General features: G+C 48.5%; 24 protein-coding genes. 21 read left to right on the top strand and 3 right to left on the bottom strand.

What is annotated here, in order from left to right; translation table 11 throughout:
- Positions 1–130 precede the first annotated feature (130 nt).
- From skT53_RS11295 to skT53_RS11265, 7 genes are all read left to right on the top strand, one after another.
- Positions 131–1,027, top strand: coding sequence for an acyl-ACP desaturase (locus skT53_RS11295; RefSeq protein ID WP_200756963.1), 897 nt, complete (start codon positions 131–133; stop codon positions 1,025–1,027).
- 90 nt (positions 1,028–1,117) lie between these two features.
- On the top strand, positions 1,118–2,278 hold the full coding sequence (locus skT53_RS11290; protein ID WP_200756956.1) for an MFS transporter: 1,161 nt from the start codon (positions 1,118–1,120) through the stop codon (positions 2,276–2,278).
- Positions 2,279–2,305: 27 nt separating this feature from the next.
- Positions 2,306–2,671 (top strand): sirohydrochlorin chelatase, encoded by a 366-nt coding sequence (locus skT53_RS11285; protein ID WP_200756954.1) that lies wholly within the window; start codon positions 2,306–2,308, stop codon positions 2,669–2,671.
- Positions 2,672–2,736: 65 nt separating this feature from the next.
- Positions 2,737–3,039, top strand: a complete 303-nt coding sequence (locus skT53_RS11280; protein WP_226375194.1) for an iron-sulfur cluster assembly accessory protein — start codon at positions 2,737–2,739, stop codon at positions 3,037–3,039.
- 209 nt (positions 3,040–3,248) lie between these two features.
- Complete coding sequence (gene codY / locus skT53_RS11275) at positions 3,249–4,034, top strand: GTP-sensing pleiotropic transcriptional regulator CodY (protein WP_200756952.1); 786 nt, start codon at positions 3,249–3,251, stop codon at positions 4,032–4,034.
- A gap of 185 nt (positions 4,035–4,219) precedes the next feature.
- A complete protein-coding gene (locus tag skT53_RS11270; protein ID WP_200756944.1) occupies positions 4,220–5,482 on the top strand; it encodes an adenosylhomocysteinase in 1,263 nt (420 codons plus the stop codon).
- A 72-nt stretch (positions 5,483–5,554) separates the two neighbouring features.
- Positions 5,555–6,397 (top strand): lipid II flippase family protein, encoded by an 843-nt coding sequence (locus tag skT53_RS11265; protein WP_200756942.1) that lies wholly within the window; start codon positions 5,555–5,557, stop codon positions 6,395–6,397.
- Between the two features lie 16 nt (positions 6,398–6,413).
- On the opposite strand, the gene skT53_RS11260 is transcribed toward skT53_RS11265, so the two are convergent.
- Together skT53_RS11260 and skT53_RS11255 are read right to left on the bottom strand one after the other, a co-directional pair.
- Entirely contained in the window at positions 6,414–6,656 is a 243-nt protein-coding gene (locus tag skT53_RS11260; protein WP_200756939.1) for a DUF1450 domain-containing protein, read from the bottom strand.
- 192 nt (positions 6,657–6,848) lie between these two features.
- Positions 6,849–7,136 carry a DUF3055 domain-containing protein gene (locus skT53_RS11255; protein WP_200760959.1) on the bottom strand — a complete coding sequence of 96 codons (288 nt, stop codon included), beginning with the start codon at positions 7,134–7,136 and terminating at the stop codon, positions 6,849–6,851.
- Positions 7,137–7,380: 244 nt separating this feature from the next.
- Between skT53_RS11255 and skT53_RS11250 the strand changes: the two genes are divergently transcribed.
- From skT53_RS11250 to skT53_RS11185, 14 genes are all read left to right on the top strand, one after another.
- Complete coding sequence (locus tag skT53_RS11250) at positions 7,381–9,573, top strand: Tex family protein (RefSeq protein ID WP_200756938.1); 2,193 nt, start codon at positions 7,381–7,383, stop codon at positions 9,571–9,573.
- A 70-nt stretch (positions 9,574–9,643) separates the two neighbouring features.
- On the top strand, positions 9,644–11,641 hold the full coding sequence (locus skT53_RS11245) for a methyl-accepting chemotaxis protein (RefSeq protein ID WP_200756935.1): 1,998 nt from the start codon (positions 9,644–9,646) through the stop codon (positions 11,639–11,641).
- A 148-nt stretch (positions 11,642–11,789) separates the two neighbouring features.
- Positions 11,790–12,452 (top strand): spore coat protein, encoded by a 663-nt coding sequence (locus tag skT53_RS11240; RefSeq protein WP_200756933.1) that lies wholly within the window; start codon positions 11,790–11,792, stop codon positions 12,450–12,452.
- A gap of 225 nt (positions 12,453–12,677) precedes the next feature.
- Positions 12,678–13,130, top strand: a complete 453-nt coding sequence (locus tag skT53_RS11235) for a chemotaxis protein CheX (protein ID WP_200756931.1) — start codon at positions 12,678–12,680, stop codon at positions 13,128–13,130.
- Between the two features lie 48 nt (positions 13,131–13,178).
- The gene (locus skT53_RS11230) at positions 13,179–13,538 is read left to right on the top strand and encodes a response regulator (protein ID WP_200756929.1); all 360 of its coding nucleotides are present in this window, start codon (positions 13,179–13,181) and stop codon (positions 13,536–13,538) included.
- 132 nt (positions 13,539–13,670) lie between these two features.
- Positions 13,671–14,681 carry a thiamine-phosphate kinase gene (gene thiL / locus skT53_RS11225; RefSeq protein ID WP_200756927.1) on the top strand — a complete coding sequence of 337 codons (1,011 nt, stop codon included), beginning with the start codon at positions 13,671–13,673 and terminating at the stop codon, positions 14,679–14,681.
- A 67-nt stretch (positions 14,682–14,748) separates the two neighbouring features.
- Complete coding sequence (gene tsaE / locus skT53_RS11220; protein ID WP_200756925.1) at positions 14,749–15,216, top strand: tRNA (adenosine(37)-N6)-threonylcarbamoyltransferase complex ATPase subunit type 1 TsaE; 468 nt, start codon at positions 14,749–14,751, stop codon at positions 15,214–15,216.
- On the top strand, positions 15,204–15,986 hold the full coding sequence (tsaB, locus tag skT53_RS11215) for a tRNA (adenosine(37)-N6)-threonylcarbamoyltransferase complex dimerization subunit type 1 TsaB (RefSeq protein ID WP_200756920.1): 783 nt from the start codon (positions 15,204–15,206) through the stop codon (positions 15,984–15,986). The genes tsaE and tsaB overlap by 13 nt, the downstream gene beginning before the upstream one ends.
- Positions 15,983–16,465 carry a ribosomal protein S18-alanine N-acetyltransferase gene (gene rimI, locus skT53_RS11210; RefSeq protein ID WP_200756919.1) on the top strand — a complete coding sequence of 161 codons (483 nt, stop codon included), beginning with the start codon at positions 15,983–15,985 and terminating at the stop codon, positions 16,463–16,465. Before tsaB ends, rimI begins: the two co-directional genes overlap by 4 nt.
- Before the next feature lie 7 nt (positions 16,466–16,472).
- Entirely contained in the window at positions 16,473–17,576 is a 1,104-nt protein-coding gene (tsaD, locus tag skT53_RS11205; protein WP_200760958.1) for a tRNA (adenosine(37)-N6)-threonylcarbamoyltransferase complex transferase subunit TsaD, read from the top strand.
- A gap of 337 nt (positions 17,577–17,913) precedes the next feature.
- Positions 17,914–19,329 carry a PAS domain-containing protein gene (locus tag skT53_RS11200; RefSeq protein ID WP_200756917.1) on the top strand — a complete coding sequence of 472 codons (1,416 nt, stop codon included), beginning with the start codon at positions 17,914–17,916 and terminating at the stop codon, positions 19,327–19,329.
- A gap of 71 nt (positions 19,330–19,400) precedes the next feature.
- On the top strand, positions 19,401–19,745 hold the full coding sequence (locus skT53_RS11195) for a hypothetical protein (RefSeq protein WP_200756915.1): 345 nt from the start codon (positions 19,401–19,403) through the stop codon (positions 19,743–19,745).
- Positions 19,703–19,975 carry a hypothetical protein gene (locus tag skT53_RS11190; RefSeq protein WP_200756913.1) on the top strand — a complete coding sequence of 91 codons (273 nt, stop codon included), beginning with the start codon at positions 19,703–19,705 and terminating at the stop codon, positions 19,973–19,975. The genes skT53_RS11195 and skT53_RS11190 overlap by 43 nt, the downstream gene beginning before the upstream one ends.
- Before the next feature lie 121 nt (positions 19,976–20,096).
- Positions 20,097–21,881 carry a hypothetical protein gene (locus tag skT53_RS11185; RefSeq protein ID WP_200756911.1) on the top strand — a complete coding sequence of 595 codons (1,785 nt, stop codon included), beginning with the start codon at positions 20,097–20,099 and terminating at the stop codon, positions 21,879–21,881.
- Here skT53_RS11185 and abc-f read toward each other — a convergent pair.
- On the bottom strand, positions 21,772–23,784 hold the full coding sequence (gene abc-f, locus skT53_RS11180; protein WP_200756908.1) for a ribosomal protection-like ABC-F family protein: 2,013 nt from the start codon (positions 23,782–23,784) through the stop codon (positions 21,772–21,774). The genes skT53_RS11185 and abc-f overlap by 110 nt on opposite strands.
- Between the last annotated feature and the right edge of the window lie 64 nt (positions 23,785–23,848).

Raw genomic sequence — 23,848 nt, 5'->3', positions numbered from 1 at the left:
TACTCATCCTAAACCAAAAAATAGAAAGCAACAACTGACCCGTTAAATCCGTACTGTTCATCACTGACTTTTTGTTGTATGATATGGTAATATTGTTATTTTAGTTTTCTGAAAAAAGTGAGGTTTTCGAGTGCTACTATTAAACGATTCAAACTCCAGGTTGGAAAAACAACTCCAGGAATTGTACAACCGGCATAAATTACAAGCGGCCAATATTGATTGGAGCTATCATGAATATATACCCTGGGAGCAGGCGCGCTGTTTTAAGAAGGAACCGTGGCTCCCGCAGCAACGAATCGTACCGGACGAAATTTATACGGCGGTTGAAACGGCTTTGCTGACAGAAGTCAATTTGCCCTGGTTTACAACCGGGTTAAGCACCACGTTTCGAGGATCGTTCCAGGTGCTGCAGGACTTTGTCCATACATGGACGGCGGAAGAAGATCAGCACAGCAGCCTGTTGGAAACCTATCTGATCGTGACGCGCAACGGGGATCCGCGAGAGCTTCACCGGTTGCGGAAGATGGTGGTTGAAAACGGTTGGGAAATCGATTTTGAAACCCCGCTTGAAACGATGGTCTATACGACGGTGCAGGAGTTGGCTACCATGGTGTTTTACATGAATGTGGCAAAAGCTGCTCAACCGTATGACCCCGAACTGTCCACTTTATTGAAGCGTTTGGCGAAAGATGAGACGCTCCACTATACGTTTTATCGCGATGCGGTGAAAACTCACCTCGAATTGGAGCCAAATTATATCATGCTGGTGACGGACGTTATCATGAACTTCAAAATGCCGGGGGCGGTTATGCCTGATTTTTCGGAACGGGAGAAAATCATTGCGAAACATGCCAACTACAGTCCGGTCCATTATTTTAACCAGGTTGTCGATACACTGATTGATTACTGGAATATTCGGGGTCTGCGGCCTGCTGCTTCGGAAGCGGAAGCGGCCCGGGTTCGATTGTTGTCCCACTATGACCGCCTTAAAAGAATTGTCGACCGATTGTCTGTTTCTTCAAAATAAATCAACTGAGTTCTTTTCAATTTTGTGAAAATTATTCTCTTTTCGCGTTATATTATGTAAAATGTCATTGACTCAGGAAAGGGAATGAAAATGACCTTTCGATTTTGTCTGTTTTACTTTTTTCTGTTTTTCGGATTTGGCGCCCATTTGCCGATGTTTTCTCTGTATTTAAAATCGTTTGGTTTGTCCGGTGTAGAGATTGGCATACTGCTGTCAGCCGGTCCGATCGTCTCCATCCTGGTGCAGCCGGTTTGGGGAATGATTACAGACCGTTTTCAGGCGCAAAAACAGGTGTTGGCAGGGGCGTTGCTGGCAGGTGCGAGTCTGGGTCTGCTGTTCCCTTCGGTGAACGGCCGGTATGGGTGGCTGCTCTTGCTCTATATCCTGCTGATTGTTTTTCAGAGTGCGGTCGTTCCGGTAATTGACGCGATGACACTTGATTTTTTTCAAGGCAGAAAAACCAATTATGGCAGCATACGGATGTTCGGGGCGGTTGGGTTTGCCATCGCGGTGTGGCTGGCAGGTCAGTTGGCTGAGAGGTTCGGGCTAACGATAATCTTTTACTTGTATGCAGGCGCCTTTGTGTCCTGTGCGTACCTTGCTCTGCTGCTTCCGAAACGGAAGCTGCGGCGTTCTTCCGGTATACTGACGGATGTCGGCAGTTTGTTGAGGATTCCGTCCTATCTGCTCTTTTTGATTGCCGCTTTTCTGATCTTTGGCCCGATTTACGCGAACAACTCGTATTTTCCGTTGTTCTATACAGCGATTGGCGGAGCAGTGAGCGGCGTTGGCTTGGCGTTTTTACTGTTTGCCGGTTCGGAAGCGCCTTTTATGAAAATGGCCGACTGGCTAATGGGACGAATCGGGATGTTGACATTGGTCATTTTAGCAGGATTGGTGTCGGCGGCCCGCTGGTTTTTTTATGCATCAGGTCCGTCCCCCCTTATGGTGATTTCATTTTTCCTGCTGCAGGGATTTTCCGTTGGTTTGTTCCTGCCGATAGCAGCCAATTTTATTCGACATTCCGCTCCCGAACGTGTACAGGTGACCGCTCAGGCCATTTATGCAGCGATGGCTAACGGTTTAGGCACGATGGCGGCCAGTTATACGGCTGGATGGTTGTACGATCGGTTCGGTGTGCTTTCGATCTATCAATATTTTGCGTGGTCTTCTCTGTCTGGTGCATTGCTGCTTGCCGTTCTGTTCGTTCTGCAGAAGGTGAAACCGCGTAGACGAACGGGAATCATTTAAAAAAAGCGGACGCTGGAGGGAAAGAGAATGGACGGCATTTTGCTGGTCGGGCATGGATCCTTGATGGCTCATGCGAACGATTCGCTGTATGAAATGGCGGAAGAAATGAAGCGGCGGAAATCGATTGATGTTGTGGAAGTAGCTTTTTTGGATCAGTGTGAACCCGATATTCCAACCGCTATTTTAACTTGTGTGAAAAAAGGGGTCACCCGTTTGCATATGGTTCCTTATTTTTTGTCAAAAGGTTATTTGATGCGAAAAGCGGTGCGAATTGCAAAGGAAGAAGAAGCCAATTTTCGCGGCATGACGATTCGGGTAAGTGAGCCTGTCGGGGCAGATCCGCGCATTGTGCAGGTATTGCTCGATCGAATTGATGAGGGCCTGACTAAATAGTTCATCCCCTGTCAATGATTGTAGTACGCGACAAAGAGACAAAGATGAGAAGGGCGGTAGCAGCAGTGGAAGTAACATTTAACCAACTGGCAATCCGAAAGTTAAAAGAAGCAATGGAAGGACAGGAAGCAAAGGGGATGAAAGTGCGCCTGGTAGTCAATCATGTACACGGGGATCATGCGCATTACAGCGTTACGCTGTCGGCGCCCACTGCCCATGATGAAGTGGTTGACGCGGGCGGATTGGAAGTGCTGCTTGATCGCAGACAGTCGGAGTGGCTGGACGGGGTGCAAGTGAAATATCTGCTGTACCCGGAGGAAGGTTGGAAGATTACAAATCCCCGTAAAAATAACCATGGCGATCACTAAGCGGATGTCAAAAAATGAGGCGTGGCAGGATAAAAGGCAACGATGTCGAAATGTGACATATCCTGTCGCAATTGTAAATTTTTATAAGATTATTTGAACATTTTATGAAATTTCGAACATTCTGAGAAAAGCCCTTGAATTTTTTTTCTTTTTGGAATACTTTATATGTAAGTTAGAGTTATTAAAATATGAAAAGCAGGTGAAGAGCAGTGCCACTTCTTGAGAAAATACAAGAATTTAATCGAATGATCCAAAAGTCTTCCGTTAAGGGTGTCGACTTTAAAGAGTTGGCTCAACTGTTGAGTGATATGGTAAAGGCTAACGTATATATCGTGGCCAAAAGCGGGAAAATTCTCGGCTACGGTTTGGCGGAATACGAGCTGACACTCGAATGGAACCAGATCATGAACGTCGAAAAACGTTTTCCGGGCAACTTTAACGAAACCCTTCTCAAGTTTGACGAAACGGTCAAAAACCTTGAGGACAAAGATGCGCTTTACGTGTTCTCGGAAGAAGAAAATGAAGTGTTCAAGAAAAAGAACCTGACCGTCGTTCCGATTCGCGGCGGCGGACAGCGTTTGGGTACGCTGCTGTTGGCGCGTTTAAACAAACAGTTTACAAATGATGACCTGATTCTTTGTGAGTACGGTGCAACTGTGGTGGGTATCGAAATTATTCACGCGCAGCAGGAAGAAATGCAGGTCAATACCAGAAATCGTACGGTTGTGGCTATGGCGCTTGAATCCTTGTCATTCTCCGAACAGGAAGCGATCCACCACATTTTCCAAGAACTGGAAGGCAGCGAAGGGCTGCTTGTGGCCAGCAAAGTGGCAGACCGTGTGGGTATCACCCGTTCTGTAATTGTAAACGCAATACGTAAATTGGAATCGGCTGGTGTTATCGAATCCCGTTCGCTTGGCATGAAAGGAACATACATCAAAGTACTCAACCCGCTGTTCCTTGAACAATTGGAAAAATTGCAAGTTCGCAGTTAAAAAAATTTCGTACGGGCCGTTCTTGGAGCGAAATGATGATACGCTCCGGAGCGGCCTGTTTTTTGTACGATCAGAAACTCTGACTTCCAGAAACTCTTACTTCGAAGTGTGCGATAACCATGGTAATTGGGTTGGCAACAAGGTAAAATAAAGCGGAAAAACAGTTCTATCGAAAGGTGGTACATATGTCGCTTACAGCTAATGACTCGCAAATTCGCGATCTGAAACTGGCTCCGCAAGGGAAATTAAAAATTGATTGGGTGGCTGCGCACATGCCGCTGCTTAATTCCATTAAGGATCAGTTTGAGAAGGACAAGCCATTTAAGGGAAAGAAAATCACAATTTGCCTTCACCTGGAGGCTAAAACTGCCTATTTGGCAAAGGTGGTTCAGGCAGGTGGTGCGGATGTGGCTGTTGTAGCATCGAATCCGCTTTCCACTCAGGATGATGTGGTAGCAGCGCTCGTCGACGGGGGAATTTATGGCTATGCCTGGTACGGGGCAAGTTCTGATGAATACAAGAAACACATTAATCTCGCATTGGATTTTACTCCGGATGCATTGATTGACGACGGCGGGGATCTTGTTTCCACTCTGCATGCAGAGCGCCTTGAGCAGACGAAAACGATTCTTGGCGGTTGCGAAGAGACGACCACTGGAATTCTCCGCCTGCGTTCGATGGAAAAGGAAGGAACGCTTGAGTTTCCCATGATGGCGGTGAATGACGCATACTGCAAGTACCTGTTCGATAATCGGTATGGAACCGGGCAGTCAGTCTGGGATGCGATCATGCGCACTACCAATCTGGTAGTGGCCGGTAAAACGGTTGTCGTTGTCGGCTATGGCTGGTGCGGCAAAGGGGTTGCCATGCGGGCGAAAGGCCTTGGCGCAAAAGTGATTGTCACCGAAGTAGATCCGATTAAAGCCGTGGAAGCAGTGATGGACGGCTTTGAAGTGATGCCGATGATTGATGCGGCCCGGGTCGGTGATTATTACGTTACGGTGACGGGTAACAAGGACTGCATTACAGCAGAACATTTCTATGTGATGAAAGACGGAGCCATCCTTTGCAATGCGGGCCATTTTGACGTGGAAATCAATAAGCAGGATCTGCAAAATATGGCAAAATCGGTGCGCAAAGTACGCAACAATGTGGAAGAGTTCACCTTTGCGGACGGTCGCAAAGTGTATCTGCTGGCGGAAGGGCGCCTGGTCAATCTGGCGGCAGGTGACGGACACCCGGCAGAGGTGATGGATATGACATTCGCGCTGCAGGCTCTTGCGCTACGGCATGTGGTGGAAAAGAGGGCCGAATTGGAACCGAAAGTGTACGCGGTACCTGATCATCTTGACCAGTATGTGGCACGCTTGCGCCTTAAAACATGGGGCATACAAGTGGATGAATTGACGGAAGAACAAAAACGGTATCTGGACAGTTGGGCGGAGTAGCGGATAATCTGGCTACGGGTACGGCGTATTTGCGGAAGTAAGGCGTATGGCGCATAACAGGAAGTATGGAGAGTGAATCGGTTGGAATGGCTTGACAGGGTAACTGGCGGAGAAATCGGAATGGGCTATTTGTGGTTTGTGTTTGCAATGATTGCGGTGAACAATTTTTTTGACACCACTTCGTATGCGGCCCGTATAGCGGGTGTGCGTTCGCAACAGCTGGCGTTGGCAAATTCATTTTTTGCCATGATCTCATTCGCTTCGCGTACGGCAACGTTTTTATATATGCCTGCGATAGCAAGCATTGCGCAACAGTCCATCCGCCTTCATTTCAATCCGTTCTATTCGTTCCTGTTCGTCATTTTGGGAGCGGCGGCAGGAACCCTCGGTGGCCTTCTGTTTTTGCCCGCTTTTGAGAAATTTTATGAACTGGGCATTGACCGGATGGAAAAGACAGGGAATGTGATGGGTGTGTTCAAGTCGATCTGTTTGCAAAAAAGCGGTTTGCAAGACTTGGCGCGATGTTGGCGGCCGCCCCGTGTCCGCTTTTGGAAAAATGTCCGGCTGCAAGGGGTACCGCGAGATATGATCGTGTTAAACGTCATTCTGTACGCTTTTGTGACGATTGCGCCGATTGCGCCGTATGTTGCGGCTGCCTTACGCCCGGAAGTGGCCGTTACCGTTACGGGATTGTCTCCGGCGATCAATTCGATTGGCGTTTTTCTGTTGCTATTTCTGGTAGATCCGCGCGGCGCGATCCTTATGGATCAGGGGATTCAACGAAAAATTCCGATGCAGGTTGTCGAATCCTCTATGATCCTGTTAACAGCCAGCCGCTTGGTCGGAACGTTGCTTTCCCTGGCGCTTCTATACCCGGCTGCCTTGTTTGTGGCGTTCTTGGCGAGATTCTATTAAACAAACACCCCCGCGATCAAGCGGGGGTTGTCATTTTGGCTCGCAATTGGGCAAGCAGATCGTTCGGATCCTCGCCAGCCAGAATCTCAGAATCGTTAATTAAAACAAACGGTTTCTTCATACATTCGGAACAGTTGCTGAGGCAACCCCAACGGCGCTGTTCAATGTGGGGAAACTCTTTTTCGACAGTGTTATATAAATGGCTTGTACCGCAAGTTTGCAGGTTGTTTAAACAATAGTCCAGTTTGCTGATAGCCAATGGTGTTCCTCCTCCTTGCTCCATTCCCTTAAAGGTATCATATTTTGCTGAATTGGTCACGGCTAAGGGAATCGCACAAACGGGCAAGGAAGGTTTATCAACGGAACATATGACGTGTAAATGGTGCCGCCCAAATGGAAGGAGAAAAAAATAGGCCCCTGCAAGGCAAGGGCTGATTTTACGCTTGTGCTATTAGTATTGTTCATGACGCACGGGATCGGTTAGTGATTCTCTCAGGAAATTTGACAGATGCTGCGCGTCTTCCAGACTCAGATTGTAAAATTTCGCCAGATAGTCAATATTGTCCATGTCGTCGCGATCCAGAAGGGCGCTGCGATTGGACTGAAGACAGGTAACAATCGTCTTTCCGTAGAAGTGTTCCGTATTGGTCAGTGAGAAATCATACCTTTTACCGCCCGTGATAAATCCGAGATGCCGTGTACGGGTGGTTTCCACCTCATCAAACAGAATCTGATCCACCAAGATCGCCCCCCTAAACGTATTTTGCAAAACAAGTTCCGTTGCTTTGCTTATACATATAATACTTTATTTGGCTGAAAAAATAAAGATCCATTTCTTTAAAATTCGGTTAATTTAGCCTAATTTAAAACAGTTAATCTGAATAAATAGTGGACGAACATGGTTGGTTTTTTTAAAATCCATTATTAGAGGGACCGGAAAACTTGTCCCAAAACAGTATGCGAAACATGGCGGAGGGTTATGCATGGTAATGGAAGCACCCGATTTTGCACAGATCATTGCGGAAGAGCTGAAACTAAAAAAAGGGCAGGCAGAGCGCACGATTGGCCTGTTGGACGAGGGGAATACGGTCCCCTTTATAGCCCGTTACCGAAAAGAAATGACGGGGGAATTGGATGAGAATCAAATCCGCGTCGTGCAGGAACGATTGGCATCACTTCGAAATCTGCATGGTCGCAAGCAGGAAATTTACCGGCTGATCAGCGAACAGGAGAAAATGACGGATGAAATTGGCGCGGCTATCCAGCAGGCAAAAAACCTGACAGAAGTAGAGGATATATACAGGCCTTTTCGTCCGAAACGAAAGACGCGCGCATCCGTAGCCAAGGAAAAAGGGCTGCAGCCGCTGGCCGAATGGCTGCTGCAGGATGGGACAACCGATCCATTGCTGGCGGCAGCGGATTACATAGTGCCGGAAAAAGGTGTCGAATCGGCGGAAGAGGCGCTGCAGGGCGCGCTTGATATTGTGGCGGAAGAAGTCTCGGATGATATCGAAAACCGCAAATTCGTCCGTGAATTCACGCTGCAAAAAGGAGCGATTGTCTGCAAGGCGTCCGATTCGTCGGTGGAGTCGGTGTATGAAGCGTATTATGACTACGAAGAACCGTTGGCAAAAGTGCCGCCTCACCGGATTTTAGCGATGAATCGGGGCGAACGGGAAGATTTTTTAAAGGTTTCTGTGAAAGTTCCTGCGGAAGAGCTGCTTTCCCAGTTGCAACGGCGTTTTTTTGCAAAATTAAACCAACATCGATCGGCTGATCTGCCGCATTTTGTGACTCCCTATCTGCAGGCAGCCGTTGAAGATGCTTACAAACGGTTGATTGCGCCTGCTGTCGAGAGAGAAGTGCGGGCAATTTTAACAGAAAAGGCGGAAGAGCAGGCGATTAAAGTATTTTCCGGGAATCTTCGTCAACTGCTGTTACAGCCGCCGGTTCGCGGCAAAACGGTGATGGGGATCGATCCGGCGTATCGGACGGGATGTAAAATTGCGGTCGTCGACGAAACGGGAAAATTATTGGACATCGCGGTAACCTATCCGACACCGCCGCAGAACAAAACGGAGGAAGCGAGACGAATTCTTGCGGGATTGATTGAGAAGCACCAGGTTGATGTGATTGCGATTGGAAACGGAACCGCGTCGCGGGAAACGGAACAATTTGTGGCGGAATTGCTGAAACAACTGCCACGTCAATTGATGTATGTGATTGTGTCGGAAGCGGGCGCCAGCGTTTATTCCGCATCCAAACTGGCAGGCGAAGAGTTCCCGACGCTGGATGTGGCGGAGCGAAGCGCCATTTCCATCGCGCGCCGCCTGCAAGATCCGCTCGCCGAACTGGTAAAAATCGATCCGAAATCGGTCGGTGTAGGCCAGTATCAGCACGACGTATCACAGAAGCGTCTGGAAGAACAGTTGACGTTCGTTGTGGAGTCGTCTGTCAACCAGGTAGGGGTGGATCTGAATACATCTTCAGCTTCCTTGCTTTCCTATGTATCGGGACTTACGGCAAGCATCGCCAAGTCGATTGTCGCCCATCGTGAAAAAAACGGGAAATTCGCCAGACGTGAACAGTTGGCGGGCGTTCCCCGATTGGGACCGAAGACGTTTCAGCAGGCAGCCGGATTTTTGCGAATTCCGGACGGAGATTATCCGCTGGACAATACACCGATTCACCCGGAATCGTATCAAGCGGCGGAGGCGTTGATCAAAAAATTAGGGTTTTCGCTTGACTCGTTACACGATGCAAACCAACGTGAATCGTTAAAACAGGCGCTGCAACAAGTCAATGTCGGGCAAATGGCGGATGAATTGCAGATTGGAGCGCCCACATTACGAGATATTGTCGAAGCGCTGCAAAAGCCGGGGCGAGATCCAAGGGAAGAGTTGGAACCGCCCGTTTTCCGCACGGATGTCTTGAAGATTGAGGACTTGGCGGAAGGCATGATCTTGAAAGGTACGGTTCGAAATGTGGTCGATTTCGGGGCATTCATTGACATCGGTCTGAAAAATGACGGATTGGTGCATGTTTCCGAGCTGGCCGACCGCTTTGTACGGCATCCCATGAATGTAGTGTCTGTTGGGGATATCGTCAACGTAAAAGTCATTCATGTGGATTTGAAAAAAGGTCGGGTCGGCTTATCGATGCGGGGGATTCAGTAAACAGGAATCAACGGCATACCGGACGAAGTTTAAAATTGGATCCAATTTTAAACTTTTAGGAGGAATGCAAGTGTCCATACTGTTTCAGTCGATTCGGAGCAAACTTCTTCTGTCTTTTCTGGTAGTTTCTTTACTCCCGTTGATTGTCAGTTCTTTTATTATCTATAACATGAGTTCTTCCGAACTGGTGAACAAACAAAAAAATGCAATGAGGGATTTGGCGGTCAGTAAGTCACAGGGAATGGATGAATGGCTGCAGAGAAGAAGGGCAGAGATCGAGTTAGCGGCCAAAACGGAAATCATAACGTCGCTTAATTCGCAGCGGCAAGTGAGATATGCAAAGCAGATCAAAGATCAGTCGGATGTTTACGAAAGCGTGATTTTTACTGCTCCCGACGGCTGGATAAGAGCGCATACGACAGAATCTGCAATTGGCACGCTAAATCTAAGCGACCGCGATTATTTTCAAAATGCGATGTTGGGAAAGACCAATTACTCGGATATTCTGGTATCCAAATCGACTGGAAACCGGATTGTGGCAGTTGCAACACCCGTGAAAAATGAAGCGGGCGCTATTATTGGCGTATTATCTGCATCGATGAACCTGGAGGCGCTTGTGAATGCTTATACAAAGGAACTCAGCGCTGCAAATGGAACAGGAGATCCGATACTGGTAGACGCTTTTGGCAAAATTCAAGTAGCGCCCAAAAAAGAATGGATCGGCAAAAAAGTGGAGGAAGCCGCTTTGTCGCCGCAACTGGCTGATATTTTAAAAGCAAAAGCCACACAACCTGGCGTGGTTTCCTATCAGGCAGACGGTAAGGAATATGTGATCGCGAACGCCAACATTCCACAAACCGGTTATCGTCTGTATTTGAATATACCGATGGACAATGTGCTGCAGTCGTCAACAAAAATCCAAACCACGGTCTGGACGGTTGTGTGTATGGCCGCTCTGCTGGTGGCGTTACTTGCATTTTGGATTTCGCGCAATATTTCGCGGCCGGTTGGTCAGATTGCAGACCAGGTCACACGTGTGGCAAACGGTGATTTGACAGTCGGTGAACTGGAGATCCAAAACAAAGATGAAATTGGCGCCTTGGCTGCGAATATTTCGGTCATGATCGGAAATTTAAAACAAATCTTGTCCCAAATCAACCGGAATTCGCAACAGGTTGCGGCTACTGCAGAAGGGCTAAGCACCATAGCGGAGCAAACGGAGCAGTCTGCTTCCCAAATGGCGGTTTCCATTCAAGCAGTAGCTGACCTTACGGAATCTCATTTGTCGGGAACGGAAGAAAGTGTTCAGGCGATGGAAGAGATGGCCGTCGGAATTCAGAGAATTGCTGAATCTGCTGCACTGGTGGCGGAAACGTCAACAGAAATGGCTGGCGACGCCCAGAGAGGGAACCAATCGATTCAACAGGCTGTAAGTCAGATAAACTCGCTTGGAAATTCTGTCAATCGGTCGACAGAAGTGGTAAAACTTTTGGGAGAACGTTCGAAAGAAATCGGAAAAATCTTGGAGGTAATTACCGAGATCGCGTCACAGACCAATTTGCTCGCATTAAATGCTGCGATTGAAGCGGCCCGAGCTGGAGAACACGGAAGGGGATTTGCTGTAGTAGCGGATGAAGTCCGGAAACTGGCGGAGCAATCCGATTCATCCGCACATCAAATTGCAGCTCTGATCAGAGAAATACAAGCCGATACGGAACGTTCGGTAGAGGCCATGGAAACCGGTACACACGAAGTGGAAATGGGTATGAAAATGGTGCGCGAAGCAGGAAACGCATTTGCCAAAATCGTTTCTGCTTCCCAAAAAGTGGCGGGACAGATTCAAGAAGTGTCGGCCGCTTCTGAACAAATGTCAGCCAGCTCGGAAGAAGTAACGGCTTCGTTGGAAGAAATGGCACGTTCCGCAAAAGAATCGGCGGCAAGTTCCCAAAGTATTGCAGCCGGTTCGGAAGAACAGCTGGCGGCAGTGGAAGAAGTGGCCAAATCAGCTCAATCGCTCGCCGGCTTAGCTGAAGATCTGAAAAAATTGTTGACTCGATTTAAGTTGTAAAAGTTACACCCAGCGTATCTCTTAAATGTGCGTCCCTGTCACAGGGGACGCATTTTTTCTTAATTCGGGAACTTATAATTGGGGATTCACTGGGCATACTTTTCTGGAGGGATACCCTACATATTTTTTCTACGGGAGGAAATGACGCATGACGGCCAGATTTGGAGCGCATGAAACGATGGAACTGCACGAAGTTTTAAATGAGATGATCAATGCAAACAATGTGATGCATTTGTATCGGGAGCATATCAAAGATCCGCAGCTTCACCAGATGTTGGACAGGCAACTGAATTTTATGACGCAGGAATATAACAACCTGCTGCAGGTGGCTAACCAGCGCGGTATGACGCAGGCGGTTCCCTACCGGGCGATGAAAAATATGTCCCCGCAAATGGGACTGCGCAATCCGGAGACAAGAACTCCGGTCGGTGTAGACCAGTTGGATGACCGTGACATTGCCTTTGGAATGTTAAGCTGCCATAAGGCATCGGCATGCAGACAGATGATGGCGGCACTGGAATTTGCTGATCCACAGCTTCGCCGAATGATCCAGCAGGGCGCCATCAACTGCTCGGAACAAGCGTATGAAGTGTTCCAGTATATGAATCAGAAAGGATGGTATCAAGTCCCGACTATGCAGGAGAACACCACCCATACTCTTATGCATGCCTATGGACCGAGCACTCATGGCGGCATGAATACCGGCATGAATGCGGGAATGATGGGCGGAAACATGGCAGGATTCGGAAATAATCCGGGTCAGCAGCAGGGGACTTTTCAAACAGGTATGAACAACCCAAATTATCAATAATCAAATTTGACAATCAAATCTGACTGAAAACAGCTTCACTAAAGGGTCTGTCTCGACAGACTCTTTATTTATTTTTTAAATCATTATTAAATTGCAATTTTGTCGGAGGTTTTTTGCGATTCTTGTCGAATATTGTTACATGATTGTTACATCGTTATCACGGTTTTGTTACATACATTCCGTAAAATACAATTACAGAATCCATCGGAAAAGAGTGAGACCAGCATGACCAACCAGCACATTACGGAAGTTTTAAACGGAACGCTGCAGGCGGTTACCAATGTGATTCCGGTGCCTGTTACGGCGAATCGGCCGACGCTTGTTACCGCTCCTATCATGCAACCGGAAATGGGTGTATTAATCGGCATAACGGGAAATGTCCGCGGCCGGTTGATTATTGAAGGAACGGCTGACGTGTTTGGCCAGATTGGAGAGAAAATGTATGGAATGGCGCTGGAAGGTGCGATGTTAGAGTCGTTTACCGGTGAACTTGGCAATATGATCGCCGGCAATCTGAGCACCAATGTTTCGCAGAAGGGAATTGACATTGATATTACGCCTCCAACTGTGATGGTGGGTCAGACAAAGCTGTTCGGTTTTAGCCAAGCATTGCAGATACCTGTCACCGTGGAAGGGGTCGGTGATTGTCAGGTGATCCTGATGTTGGAAGAGCAGTAAAAAGATACAGTTGTTAAGTTGTAAATCTACGGGGAGAGTGACAAATCAATGGGGAAAATTTTAGTAACAGATGATGCTATGTTTATGCGTGTAGCCTTGAAAAACATGTTGGAGAAGAACGGATTTACTGTGGTGGGAGAAGCGGACAACGGTCGCGTTGCGGTCGAAAAATATAAGGAATTGCAGCCGGACCTTGTTACAATGGACATTACGATGCCTGATATGGATGGAATTCAGGCGGTAAAGGAAATCCGAAAGATCGATCCGAACGCGAAAATCGTTATGTGTTCCGCAATGGGCCAGCAGGCCATGGTGTTGGATGCTATTCAATCCGGTGCAAAAGATTTCATTGTGAAGCCGTTTGAAGAGGAACGTGTCATTCAGTCCATCAAAAAAGCGTTGGGTTAATCATTTGCCATGAACATACTGTTTCCCGGCTTACATGGGCCGGGTTTTCTTTATGTTCACCGAAGTTGTTCCGCTCCGTTTACAAGGATATAATGGAAAAATAAACAAGTCGGGTTTAGCGGGTGGTCGGAAATGAAACTGCAAGATGTCGGGGAGTTCGGGCTGATCGAGCTTTTGCGTGCCAAATTGCAACCTGTCGATCAATCGGTTGTCGTAGGGATTGGAGATGATGCGGCCGTTTTATCTTATGATGCTGCCATGAACGTCTTACTGACGACCGATATGCTGGTGGAAGGGATCCATTTTCGGGAAGACACAATTGATTTCCAGTCTCTGGGATGGAAATCGATGGCCGCTTCCATTTCGGACATTGCAGCGATGGGGGGGATTCCGAAACACGCGGTGATTTCTCTGGCAATTCCCCCTTCTTACGAAATTCTTAAGCTGGAACAGCTGTATGAAGGAATCGCCGAAATAGGACGTCTCCATCACACCTGCATAATTGGAGGCGATATTACAAAAACAAACGGTCCGCTGGTGATTTCCGTTACCCTGACCGGCCAAACCGAACAGGGACAGGCATTGCTCCGTTCCGGAGCGCAGGTGGGAGATCTTGTGTTTGTTACAAACTGTATCGGTGGTTCTGCTGCCGGATTGGCCTGTTTGCAAAGTGACCGCCGAACGCTACTGACACCCGACCAGCAGATCAAGCTGCTCCATTTTCATCAAAGGCCGCAGCCACAGGTGCAGGCGGGCCGAATTTTGGCAGGGAGCGGTTTCTGTTCATCCTGTAATGACATTTCAGACGGTTTGGCGAGTGAACTGCATGAGATTGCATCCGCCAGCGGGGTTTCCATTCGGATTGAGGAAAGCCGCCTGCCGATTGATTCCTCCGTTCGCAATTTCGCCAGAATCGATGGCAGCGATCCAGTAAATTGGGCACTGTACGGCGGTGAGGATTACCAGTTGACAGGTACAATCAATCCGCTTGGATATGCATCGGTCCTGACGGAGTTTCAGCTACACGGACTTGAAATGTCGATCGTTGGTCGTGTCGTGCAAGGGACGGGCGTCTTGCTGGAGCGTTTATCAGGTGAAACAATACCGCTTGCTGCGAGTGGGTATAACCATTTCACGACTTAAATCAGGAGTATTTCAGCGGTGAACTGGCAAACGATACATGTAGCCGCGATGGAAGGTGGGGAGGGCCGTGTTCCAGCGAATCACGCATACGCCGGAAGAAACGAAACAGATTGCGAAAACACTTGCCGAACTGCTGGGAGCGGGTGATGTTTTGACACTGGCGGGAGATCTTGGCGCCGGCAAAACGACATTTACCCAGGGATTGGCGAGCGGACTGGGTATTGAAGAAGCAGTAAGTTCCCCCACTTTTACACTGATACGCGAATATGAAGGTCGCATTCCGCTCTATCATATCGATGTTTACCGGCTGGGAGAACAAGCGGGTGGCGAGAATCTGGGGTGGGATGAGTATTTTTACGGGAACGGTGTGACGGTTGTCGAATGGGCCGATTTTATAAAAAATTGGCTGCCGGATGAATGGCTGCAGATTGAGATTCAGAAAACCGGCGATTTGGAACGGACAATTCACATTTCGGGCGTTGGGGAACGTTTTCAACGTATGGTAAAGGAGTTAGATGACCGATGCCCTATTTAGCGGTTGATACGGCTACGCAAACGTTGGCGGTGGCGGTCGGGGAAAGAAAGCGGCTGTATGCGGAAGCGGCAGTCGTTGTCGAGAAAAACCATTCGAATAAATTAATGCCGATGATTGAATCTGTACTTTCCTATGCAGAGCTTTCCCCTGATCAATTGAAGGGGATTGTGGTGGGATATGGACCAGGATCCTATACAGGTGTCCGGATTGGTGTCACTACCGGTAAAATGCTGGCATGGTCCTTGCAGATTCCATTGGTTGGAGTTTCAAGTCTGGATGGATTAGCTTACCAGTATCAATCGTCCGATCTGCTGGTCTGTCCGCTGTTTGACGCGAGGCGCCAACAGGCGTACTGCGCGCTTTATGAACGATCCGCTGCAACAAATGGTGCAAGGGGCCGATTCTGTAAGACGGAACCGGACGCGTTGCGGCAACTGCAAACCTTGTTTCCGTTGATTCATCAAAGGCTGCAGCAGCGGGATCAGAAGGGAAGAACGGGGCAGGTTGTTTTTCTTGGTAATGGTGCGGAAAACTACAGGGAGCTGTTGATCAAAGAGTTTTCCGACCGGGCCCTGTTTCCGGAGAGCAGTTCGGGATATTCAGTTCGCGCCGCTTATCTGCTGGATGTTGGAATCGACCGAATCGAAGCGGGTGATACGGATGACTCGGAACGTTTCGTACCTGCCTATCTGCAGATGGTGGAGGCGGAAGCGAAACTGCTCGCTCAGCAGCCGTCAGACGGTCAGATTCGTAAGGAAGGTGTACGATGAGTGGCTTGACATACCGAAAAATGCAGCTAAGCGACATTGATCGGGTCATGGAAATCGAGCACAAATCATTTCCCGCCCCTTGGTCGCGGGTCGCGTTTGAAGGGGAACTGTTGAGAAATCATTTTGCCAAATATATTGTCATACTGTTGGGTGGGCAAATTGTTGGCTATTCCGGAATGTGGATTATTTTGGACGAGGCGCATATTACTACGATTGCGGTGGACCCTGATTTTCAAGGACGAAAAATAGGCGAACATCTGCTTCGGCAAATGATGGTGTTGGCCGTATGGAACTCGGCGGAACGAATGACGCTGGAAGTGCGCGTATCCAACAAAGTGGCTCAGAACCTGTATCAAAAAATGGGGTTTGTAAATTGCGGCATCCGTAAAAAATATTATTCGGACAATCAGGAAGATGCGATCATCATGTGGGCGGATCTGGATCCGAACCAACAGGGACTGGACAGAATGGAAGGGTAAGATGCGAATGGGTTGGCTGGATCGAGTCAAAACAAAATACCGGAACGATAGAGCGGCGAGAGTGACTCCTTTGATTCTGGGAATTGAAACGAGTTGCGATGAAACGTCGGCTGCCGTTGTCAAAGGGGGCAGGCAGATTCTTTCCAACGTGGTTTCCTCGCAAGTGGAAATCCATCAACAGTTTGGCGGCGTTGTACCGGAAGTTGCTTCCCGCCGCCATGTGGAGAATATAACGTGTGTAATCGAACAGGCATTGCGGGAAGCGGACGTGCAATTGGCCGATCTGTCGGCGATAGCCGTTACATATGGTCCTGGTCTTGTGGGTGCTTTATTGGTCGGTGTTACGGCGGCAAAATCGATCGCCTACGCCAAATCAATTCCTCTTTTGGGTGTGCATCATATTGCAGGTCATATTTACGCGAATTTTTTAACGGAAGGAATTACCCCTCCGTTAGTAGCTCTTGTCGTTTCAGGTGGACATACGGAACTGGTGTATATGAAAGAGCATGGAACTTTTGAGTTCCTGGGACGGACCCGGGATGATGCGGCCGGTGAGGCGTATGACAAGGTGGCCCGTTCCATGGGATTGCCTTATCCGGGAGGACCTGCGATTGATCGTTTAGCGCATGAAGGAACTCCGGGCACGATTGTACTGCCGCGCGCCTGGTTAGAAGAAGGTTCGATGGATTTCAGCTTTTCCGGTTTGAAGTCGGCTGTGTTGAATCTTTTGCACAATGCGGAACAGCGCGGACAAACTCTGAATCCGGCCGATATAGCAGAGGCGTTTCAAGCTGCTGTGATCGATGTGTTGGTGGAAAAAACGGTGCTGGCGGTTCGTAAAACAAATGTCAAGCACGTGGTCGTGGCAGGTGGTGTGGCGGCAAATCGGGGCTTGCGCAAAAGAATGGAAGAGCGGGCGGCGGAGGAAGGGTTTGTGGCCGTATTTCCTCCCTTGCCGCTTTGCACGGACAATGCCGCGATGATTGCGGCTGCTGCCTATCCGTTCTATAAAAAGGGTTGGTTTCATGATTTGGATTTGAATGCGTATGCCAGTCTGCCCTTAATAAAGTGGGAAGAAGGACCATTTCAAGAATTGGGTCGGGATGTGTAACCGTCTGTTTTTTGGCAGGCGGTTTTTATCTATCCACAGACTTGTCCACAACAAACATTGATTATTCACAAGAAGTTGTGGGTAACTATTTGAAACCGATTGCAAAATGCGCGCAGTAGGGTTTCATAAAAGCGTTACATTATGTGAATTCCTTATGGATGATAATGTGGATAACGATGAAACGACTGATCTTATCCATGCATGTAATTGTGGGTAAATATGTGCGGCATTTTCCTGTATACTCGTTACTTTATGGAAAAATCAGGACCGATAAGAAGGGATTTTTTGTATCAAAATCGAATACAACAGCGTAACGGGGAATTCGGGGGTGTCAAATTTGAAATACAAGACAAATGAACGATTGGAAGAAAAGATTTTGGACTCCATTCCGGTAGGAATCGTTACATATGATGTTAATGGAGATATTACATATGTGAATAAAGTGGCTGAAACCATGACCGGTTACGGCCTTTCGGAAATACGGGAATTTCAGAAAATCAACCATGTATTAGAAGGAGATCGGGAACTATTCTGGAAGACGCTGCAATCAGGGCAGCCTTTTTTTGGATTTGAAAGCTATTGTCCCTCCAGAGATGGAAAAGAAATTCCAGTTGTAACCTCGATAGCACCTTTGTTAAACGAACGGAATGAACAGATCGGAACGGTTGCTACGTTCATCGACAATTCCGAAATTGACCGATTGCGTTGTGTGGAGGAGCATGCATCATTAATTTTGGACCATATAACCGACGGTGTGATAACCCTTGACCCGTCCTGTGTGATTACCGGATTCAACAAAGGGGCAGAAGAACTGCTGGGGATGGACGCCTCCGAAGTAAAATACCGGAAATTCGAAGAGGTGTTTCCGACGGAGCGGGATATTCGGGATAAAATCCATGAAACGTTGACTACGGGCAGAGAATTTAAAGACTTAAAAGTACAGTTGGTCGACAGAGAGGGAACAAACAAACATTTTTTGATTACGACGCGCGTTCTGCGCAACCGCAATGAACAGGATTTAGGTGTGATGCTCACATACAAAGACATCACTTTGCAGGAAATGTTGGAAGCGCAGATGAGACAATCGGAAAAGCTGGCGGTGATCGGGGAACTGGCGGCCGGAACCGCGCATGAAATTCGGAATCCGTTGACATCTGTCAAAGGGTTTATCCAACTGCTGGATCAAAAATATCCGAGTGAATCGCCGGAGAAGGCGTACTTTCGGATTATCCTGTCAGAGTTGGATCGGGTAAACGAAATTATCCGGGAGTTTCTCCTGCTGTCCAAACCGACCGAACCCAATTTGCGATTGATTGATATTAACAATGTACTGGAAGATGTAAAAACTCTAATGTCAAGCGATGCACTTCTTCATAACATTAATTTGGAATACCATTTGTCTCAGGCACCCATTGTATGTGAGGTGGATGTGGAACAAATCAAACAGGTGTTTATTAATCTGATTCGGAATGCGTTTGAAGCAATCGGTTTGAACGGCAGATTGGCGGTCTCCGTTCGGGCGGATAACAGGCAGTGCGAAATTCGGTTTACCGATAATGGGCCGGGTATACCAACGGACACGGCCGCAAAATTATTCGAGCCGTTTTTTACCACAAAACCGGAAGGAACGGGGCTTGGTTTGACCGTGTCCTATCGAATCATTCAAAATCATGGGGGAAATATTCTGGTCGATACGCGAGAAGGAGAGGGAGCCACCTTCCGGGTGATTTTGCCATTAGCCATGAAATCGTAAGGAAAAAACAGGAGAAGATTGTCGTTTGGCGTTTTTGGGGTACGAACGAACAACTTGCCGGAAACCTGCATGTGGCAGGCGTCGAAAAAACTTCCGGGCAGCAGGCTGTGATCGTGGAAGACAGTCCATTGTGGGGTCCTCTGAAAGGAATTGACAATTATGTGCCGGTCGTTATGAAATTTCCGGCGGAGGGGCGCTGGCGGCTTGATATATCGATTGGCAATCGTCCTGTCGGTCAGGCAGTGGTAGATGTGGGACGGGAAATCGAACCGTCTCAAGTAATAGGGAATCCGCCGCCGCTAGTGGAAGCAGATGTGGCAGTGAAAGAATACTATAACGCTCTGAGCGAATGGATTATGAAGCGGCGTGGAGCATGTTCCATCCGGCCATTTACCAAAACGCGCCCGGCACATTAACCAAAAAATCGTTTCTTGGCTTACAGAAAGGGACCCACCCAAAGTTGGCTGCGGTCAAACAGACCGGGAAATTGGATGAATATAAATTCGCAGGTGCACAATTGATGCTGAGTGATATTGCGGTTGTGGAAGCGCAGTTTAACGATGGCAGCAAACGGTTGGTACACCTGGCCAAAGATGAACGGGGAGCTTGGAAACTGTTTTGGAACAATCAAACGGGAATCGAATAAATTTGGCGTTCACAAGTCCAGGGACTTGGCGAATGCCAAGTTTTCTTTATTTTATAGGGGGAACTGTATTAGAAAAGGCAATTTTTGGTGAATCTAATGAAAAATTGCTTGAGGTGATGATGTGATTCTTGCGTGGTGGAAAAGATTCTGCACCCTCTGCCTGTGTGCAGGAATCATGGCGGGACAAGCGTCAGCATTAGCTGACAAGTCGGGCGGATTCGGGCAATCAAACCGCCATCAGGTCACGTTGATTTTGGTGGATCGGCTGCCAGAATCTGTTCTGCAGGATGCAGAGTTACCCGAAATCAGACAGTGGAGAGACCGGGGCGGGATCGGTCTGCTATCCTTAAATAATCAATCTGGTGAATGGCTGAAAGAGTTGGGGGGATACAAGCAAGATGCTCGCATTGGTGATAGGCTTAGGATAATCAAATGGGAGACGTTTGAACAAGCGAAAGCGATGGAACGGATTCAGCGGGCGAACGCAGATGAGATGGTCGTCTTCGCGTCGACAGAAATCGCTCCGCAAGAGGCCGGGAAGGAATTGGTACCACTCTTCATGGCCGGTGGAAACATACCGGCAGGCAGTGTCTTAATCTCTGACTCCACACGCCGGGATGGAATCGTGACCGGTTTGGACGTATCTGCTACGATCGCTCACTTTTTAGGCGTGGATCGGGCTGCCGGTTTATCAGGCAATGAAATCCGCGGCATGCATATAGAGGCGAACGAATGGAATTTTATCGCGCAGATGAAGCGGGATCACGAGTTGACCCGACAGCAGCGGCCGTTTTATGTAGCTGTTTTTGCGGCTGCCGTTTGCATCGGATTTGTCGCGATGTTAATCGGATTGGCCGCTGCCAAAATACCGGTCTCGTTGCTGATTGGTTGGTGTACTGCCGTTCTGTCGATACCCGGTTTGTTATTGATTGTTCCTGTATGGAATTCGTATGCGAAGTTATGGATAGGACTGGCTTCGCTGCTCGTGACCGTCGGGTTGCTGCGCTTTCGTAATCTGTGGATGCGTTTTGTGGTTTTAGGTGTGCTGCAAATTGTTGCTGTCGGAGTGGATGCGATAACGGGAGGTCATTTCTTGCATCAGTCGGTGTTTTCGTACGATCCGATTACGGGCGCCCGTTTTTACGGGATCGGTAATGAATTTATGGGATTGTTGATCGGCTGGTGGCTGGTTGTCTGCGGGGCGATCCTGTCGATGCGTCCAACATGGCGCAAGCAAGCGCGTGTTTGGGTAACTGCATCGGGAATTGGAATGCTCTTATTACTGGCAGCTCCGGCACTTGGGGCCAATGCGGGGGGAGCGATCACAGCCGGAGCGGCGATAGCGGCGGTATGGAGCCAACTGCAAGTGAAACAAGCAGACCGGAGGAGAATCGATAAGCATTTGATTATATACGGTTGCGTAATGAGTGGGTCGATCGCCATTTTAGCGCTGCTCCATCGGAACACGGCTCCTCCGACCCACATTGGACACGCGATCGATTTGCTCCGTAACGGACAGTTTGAAGCGTTTGGCGGGATTTTGCAAAGAAAACTGCAAATGAGTTTGCGAATACTAGGGACAACGGTTGGTGCGCCTCTGTTTCTTGCCGTTTTAACCGGATTTGCGTGTTATTTTTGGGCTCCGTTCCGGACGGGAAGACGAAGAATGTCCGGTCAGCCTGAATTTGAACGGTTCGTGTCGGCCGGAACAGTAAGCGCTCTGGTTGCGTTTGCAGTAAATGATTCCGGTTTGGTGGCGGCCGCCATGCTGCTGCTGCCGCTTGTCTATGTGTGGTTTATGGCGATTCTTGTTGCAAAATTTCCCACTCCGCATACCACTGTTCCAACCGTTCTTTCGCCGTCAGATACGCTTGGTTTTTTTGACGCGACAGATCAGGGTCATTGAATACCTCTGGCAGGCACAGTTCTGCTTCCAGTGAGACAATTTCCGATTCGGTGCGTTCAATTTGCTGTTCCAAAAAGGCGATTCGTTCCAAACGTTTTCTTTCTTCCCGCTTCCGTTGCCGCTCTTCCTGTCGTTTCAATTCCCTCTCTTCTTTTGAGAGAGCAGAGGGAACAGAATCAGCTGGTGTCAAGGCACCGCTGCGTCCGGCTGGCTGGCTTGTCAGACCGCCGCTCTGCTGGGCTTTAGGAGTGTGACGGTCAGGCGGCTCGACAGTTTCAACGGCGGCAAGAGCCAATTTTTTCTCCAGATAGTCGTCATAGTTGCCTAAGTAGGACGTGAGTCCATCCGGTGTTAATTCGATGACCCGGTTGGCGATCCGGTTTATGAAATACCGGTCGTGCGAGATGAACAGCAAAGTGCCGGTATAGTCGTCAAGCGCTGCTTCCAATACTTCTTTGGAAAGCAGGTCTAAATGGTTGGTCGGTTCATCCAGCAGCATAAAATTAGCCTGCATAAGCATCAGTTTGGCGAGTGCCAAACGGCTTCTTTCACCGCCCGACAGGGACGCAACCGGCTTCATTACGTCATCGCCCGAGAACAGGAAATTCCCTAATACGGTTCGGATGCGGGTATGGTCAAGGCGAGGAAACGCGTCCCATAACTCGTTTAAAACGGACTTGCTCCCCGTCAAATCTTCCTGTTCCTGTGTATAATAACCAAGTTTGACATGCATTCCCAGCCGAACGCTGCCGGTTGTCGGATGCAAAACGCCTGCGACTGTTTTCAGCAGGGAGGATTTGCCAATGCCGTTAGGTCCGATTAATGCCACCCGCTCACCCCGACTGATTTGCAGGTTCAATCCGGAGAATAACGATTTGTCGCCGTATGCAACTGACAGATTTTCGATCGAAAGTACGTCGCGGCCGCTTGGGCGTTCTACCGTAAACGAAAACGAGGCCTGCTCCTGAGACGTGATAGGCTTTTCGATTCGTTCCATTTTGTCCAAAAGTTTGCGTCTGCTTTGCGCCCGTTTACTGGTGGTGGCACGGGCAATGTTTCGTTGAACGAAATCTTCCAACCGGGCAATTTCCGCCTGCTGCTGTTCGAACTGTTTCGAAAGGCTGGCCAGATCAGCCGCTTTCTGCTCAAGAAACTTCGAATAGTTGCCCGTATATCTCTTGGTTTTTCCGTGTTCCAGTTCATAAACGACATTGACCAATGCATCCAGGAAATAGCGGTCATGTGAAACGAGCAGCAGTGCGCCTTGGTAATTTTTTAAATACTCTTCCAACCAGGTGACGGTGGACAAATCCAAGTAGTTGGTCGGCTCGTCCAGAATCAGGAGTTCCGGTTGGCTGAGCAGCAGTTTGCCAAGCGCCAAACGGGTTTTTTGCCCGCCGGACAGTGACTGGATGGGCTGTTGCCAGAACGGTTCCGGAAAGTCCAAGCCGCTTAAGATGGAACGGACTTTCGCTTCTGCCGCATATCCCTGCTTGTTTTCGAACTCCTCCGTGAGGGAGTGGTATTCGTCAGTCAGCGACTGGTATAGATTTTCGTTTTCATAAACAGTTGGTTCGCTCATGCGAACTTCCAACCGGCGGATTCTTTTTTCCAATTGAAACAGGTCGGAAAACACGCTGCGCATTTCTTCATACACGGTTTTATCCGATTGGATGCTCGTTTGCTGTGACATATATCCGACCCGCACGTTTTTGCCAAGATGAATTTCTCCCGAGTCGGCCGGAATTTCGCCGATCAGAATCTTTAATAATGTGGATTTGCCGGCCCCGTTTACTCCGATCAGGCCCACGCGCTCCTTGTCTTGAACCGTAATGACGGCCCCCTGCAAAATAGGGTCTGTTCCGTACGATTTATAGATCTGGCTGGCGGATAAAACGATCATGGGTTCGACAAACTCCTTTCAATGATTCTGCCTACCCAGTGTACCGTATGGATTGACGGAAAGA

It is taken from the genome of Effusibacillus dendaii (genome assembly GCF_015097055.1).
GTDB lineage: Bacteria > Bacillota > Bacilli > Tumebacillales > Effusibacillaceae > Effusibacillus > Effusibacillus dendaii.
The sequence above is the reverse complement of the archived record's forward strand: the minus strand, read 5'-3'. Positions and strand labels throughout refer to the sequence as shown.

What these genes read in the sequence shown, in the direction of transcription:
- skT53_RS11290 (WP_200756956.1), top strand. Translation starts at nt 1,118, where the DNA reads ATGACCTTTCGATTTTGTCTGTTTTACTTTTTTCTGTTTTTCGGATTT.
- skT53_RS11285 (WP_200756954.1), top strand. Translation starts at nt 2,306, where the DNA reads ATGGACGGCATTTTGCTGGTCGGGCATGGATCCTTGATGGCTCATGCG.
- skT53_RS11270 (WP_200756944.1), top strand. Translation starts at nt 4,220, where the DNA reads ATGTCGCTTACAGCTAATGACTCGCAAATTCGCGATCTGAAACTGGCT.
- skT53_RS11250 (WP_200756938.1), top strand. Translation starts at nt 7,381, where the DNA reads ATGGTAATGGAAGCACCCGATTTTGCACAGATCATTGCGGAAGAGCTG.
- skT53_RS11240 (WP_200756933.1), top strand. Translation starts at nt 11,790, where the DNA reads ATGACGGCCAGATTTGGAGCGCATGAAACGATGGAACTGCACGAAGTT.
- skT53_RS11235 (WP_200756931.1), top strand. Translation starts at nt 12,678, where the DNA reads ATGACCAACCAGCACATTACGGAAGTTTTAAACGGAACGCTGCAGGCG.
- skT53_RS11230 (WP_200756929.1), top strand. Translation starts at nt 13,179, where the DNA reads ATGGGGAAAATTTTAGTAACAGATGATGCTATGTTTATGCGTGTAGCC.
- thiL (WP_200756927.1), top strand. Translation starts at nt 13,671, where the DNA reads ATGAAACTGCAAGATGTCGGGGAGTTCGGGCTGATCGAGCTTTTGCGT.
- tsaB (WP_200756920.1), top strand. Translation starts at nt 15,204, where the DNA reads ATGCCCTATTTAGCGGTTGATACGGCTACGCAAACGTTGGCGGTGGCG.
- rimI (WP_200756919.1), top strand. Translation starts at nt 15,983, where the DNA reads ATGAGTGGCTTGACATACCGAAAAATGCAGCTAAGCGACATTGATCGG.
- tsaD (WP_200760958.1), top strand. Translation starts at nt 16,473, where the DNA reads ATGGGTTGGCTGGATCGAGTCAAAACAAAATACCGGAACGATAGAGCG.
- skT53_RS11190 (WP_200756913.1), top strand. Translation starts at nt 19,703, where the DNA reads ATGTTCCATCCGGCCATTTACCAAAACGCGCCCGGCACATTAACCAAA.
- abc-f (WP_200756908.1), bottom strand. Translation starts at nt 23,784, where the DNA reads ATGATCGTTTTATCCGCCAGCCAGATCTATAAATCGTACGGAACAGAC.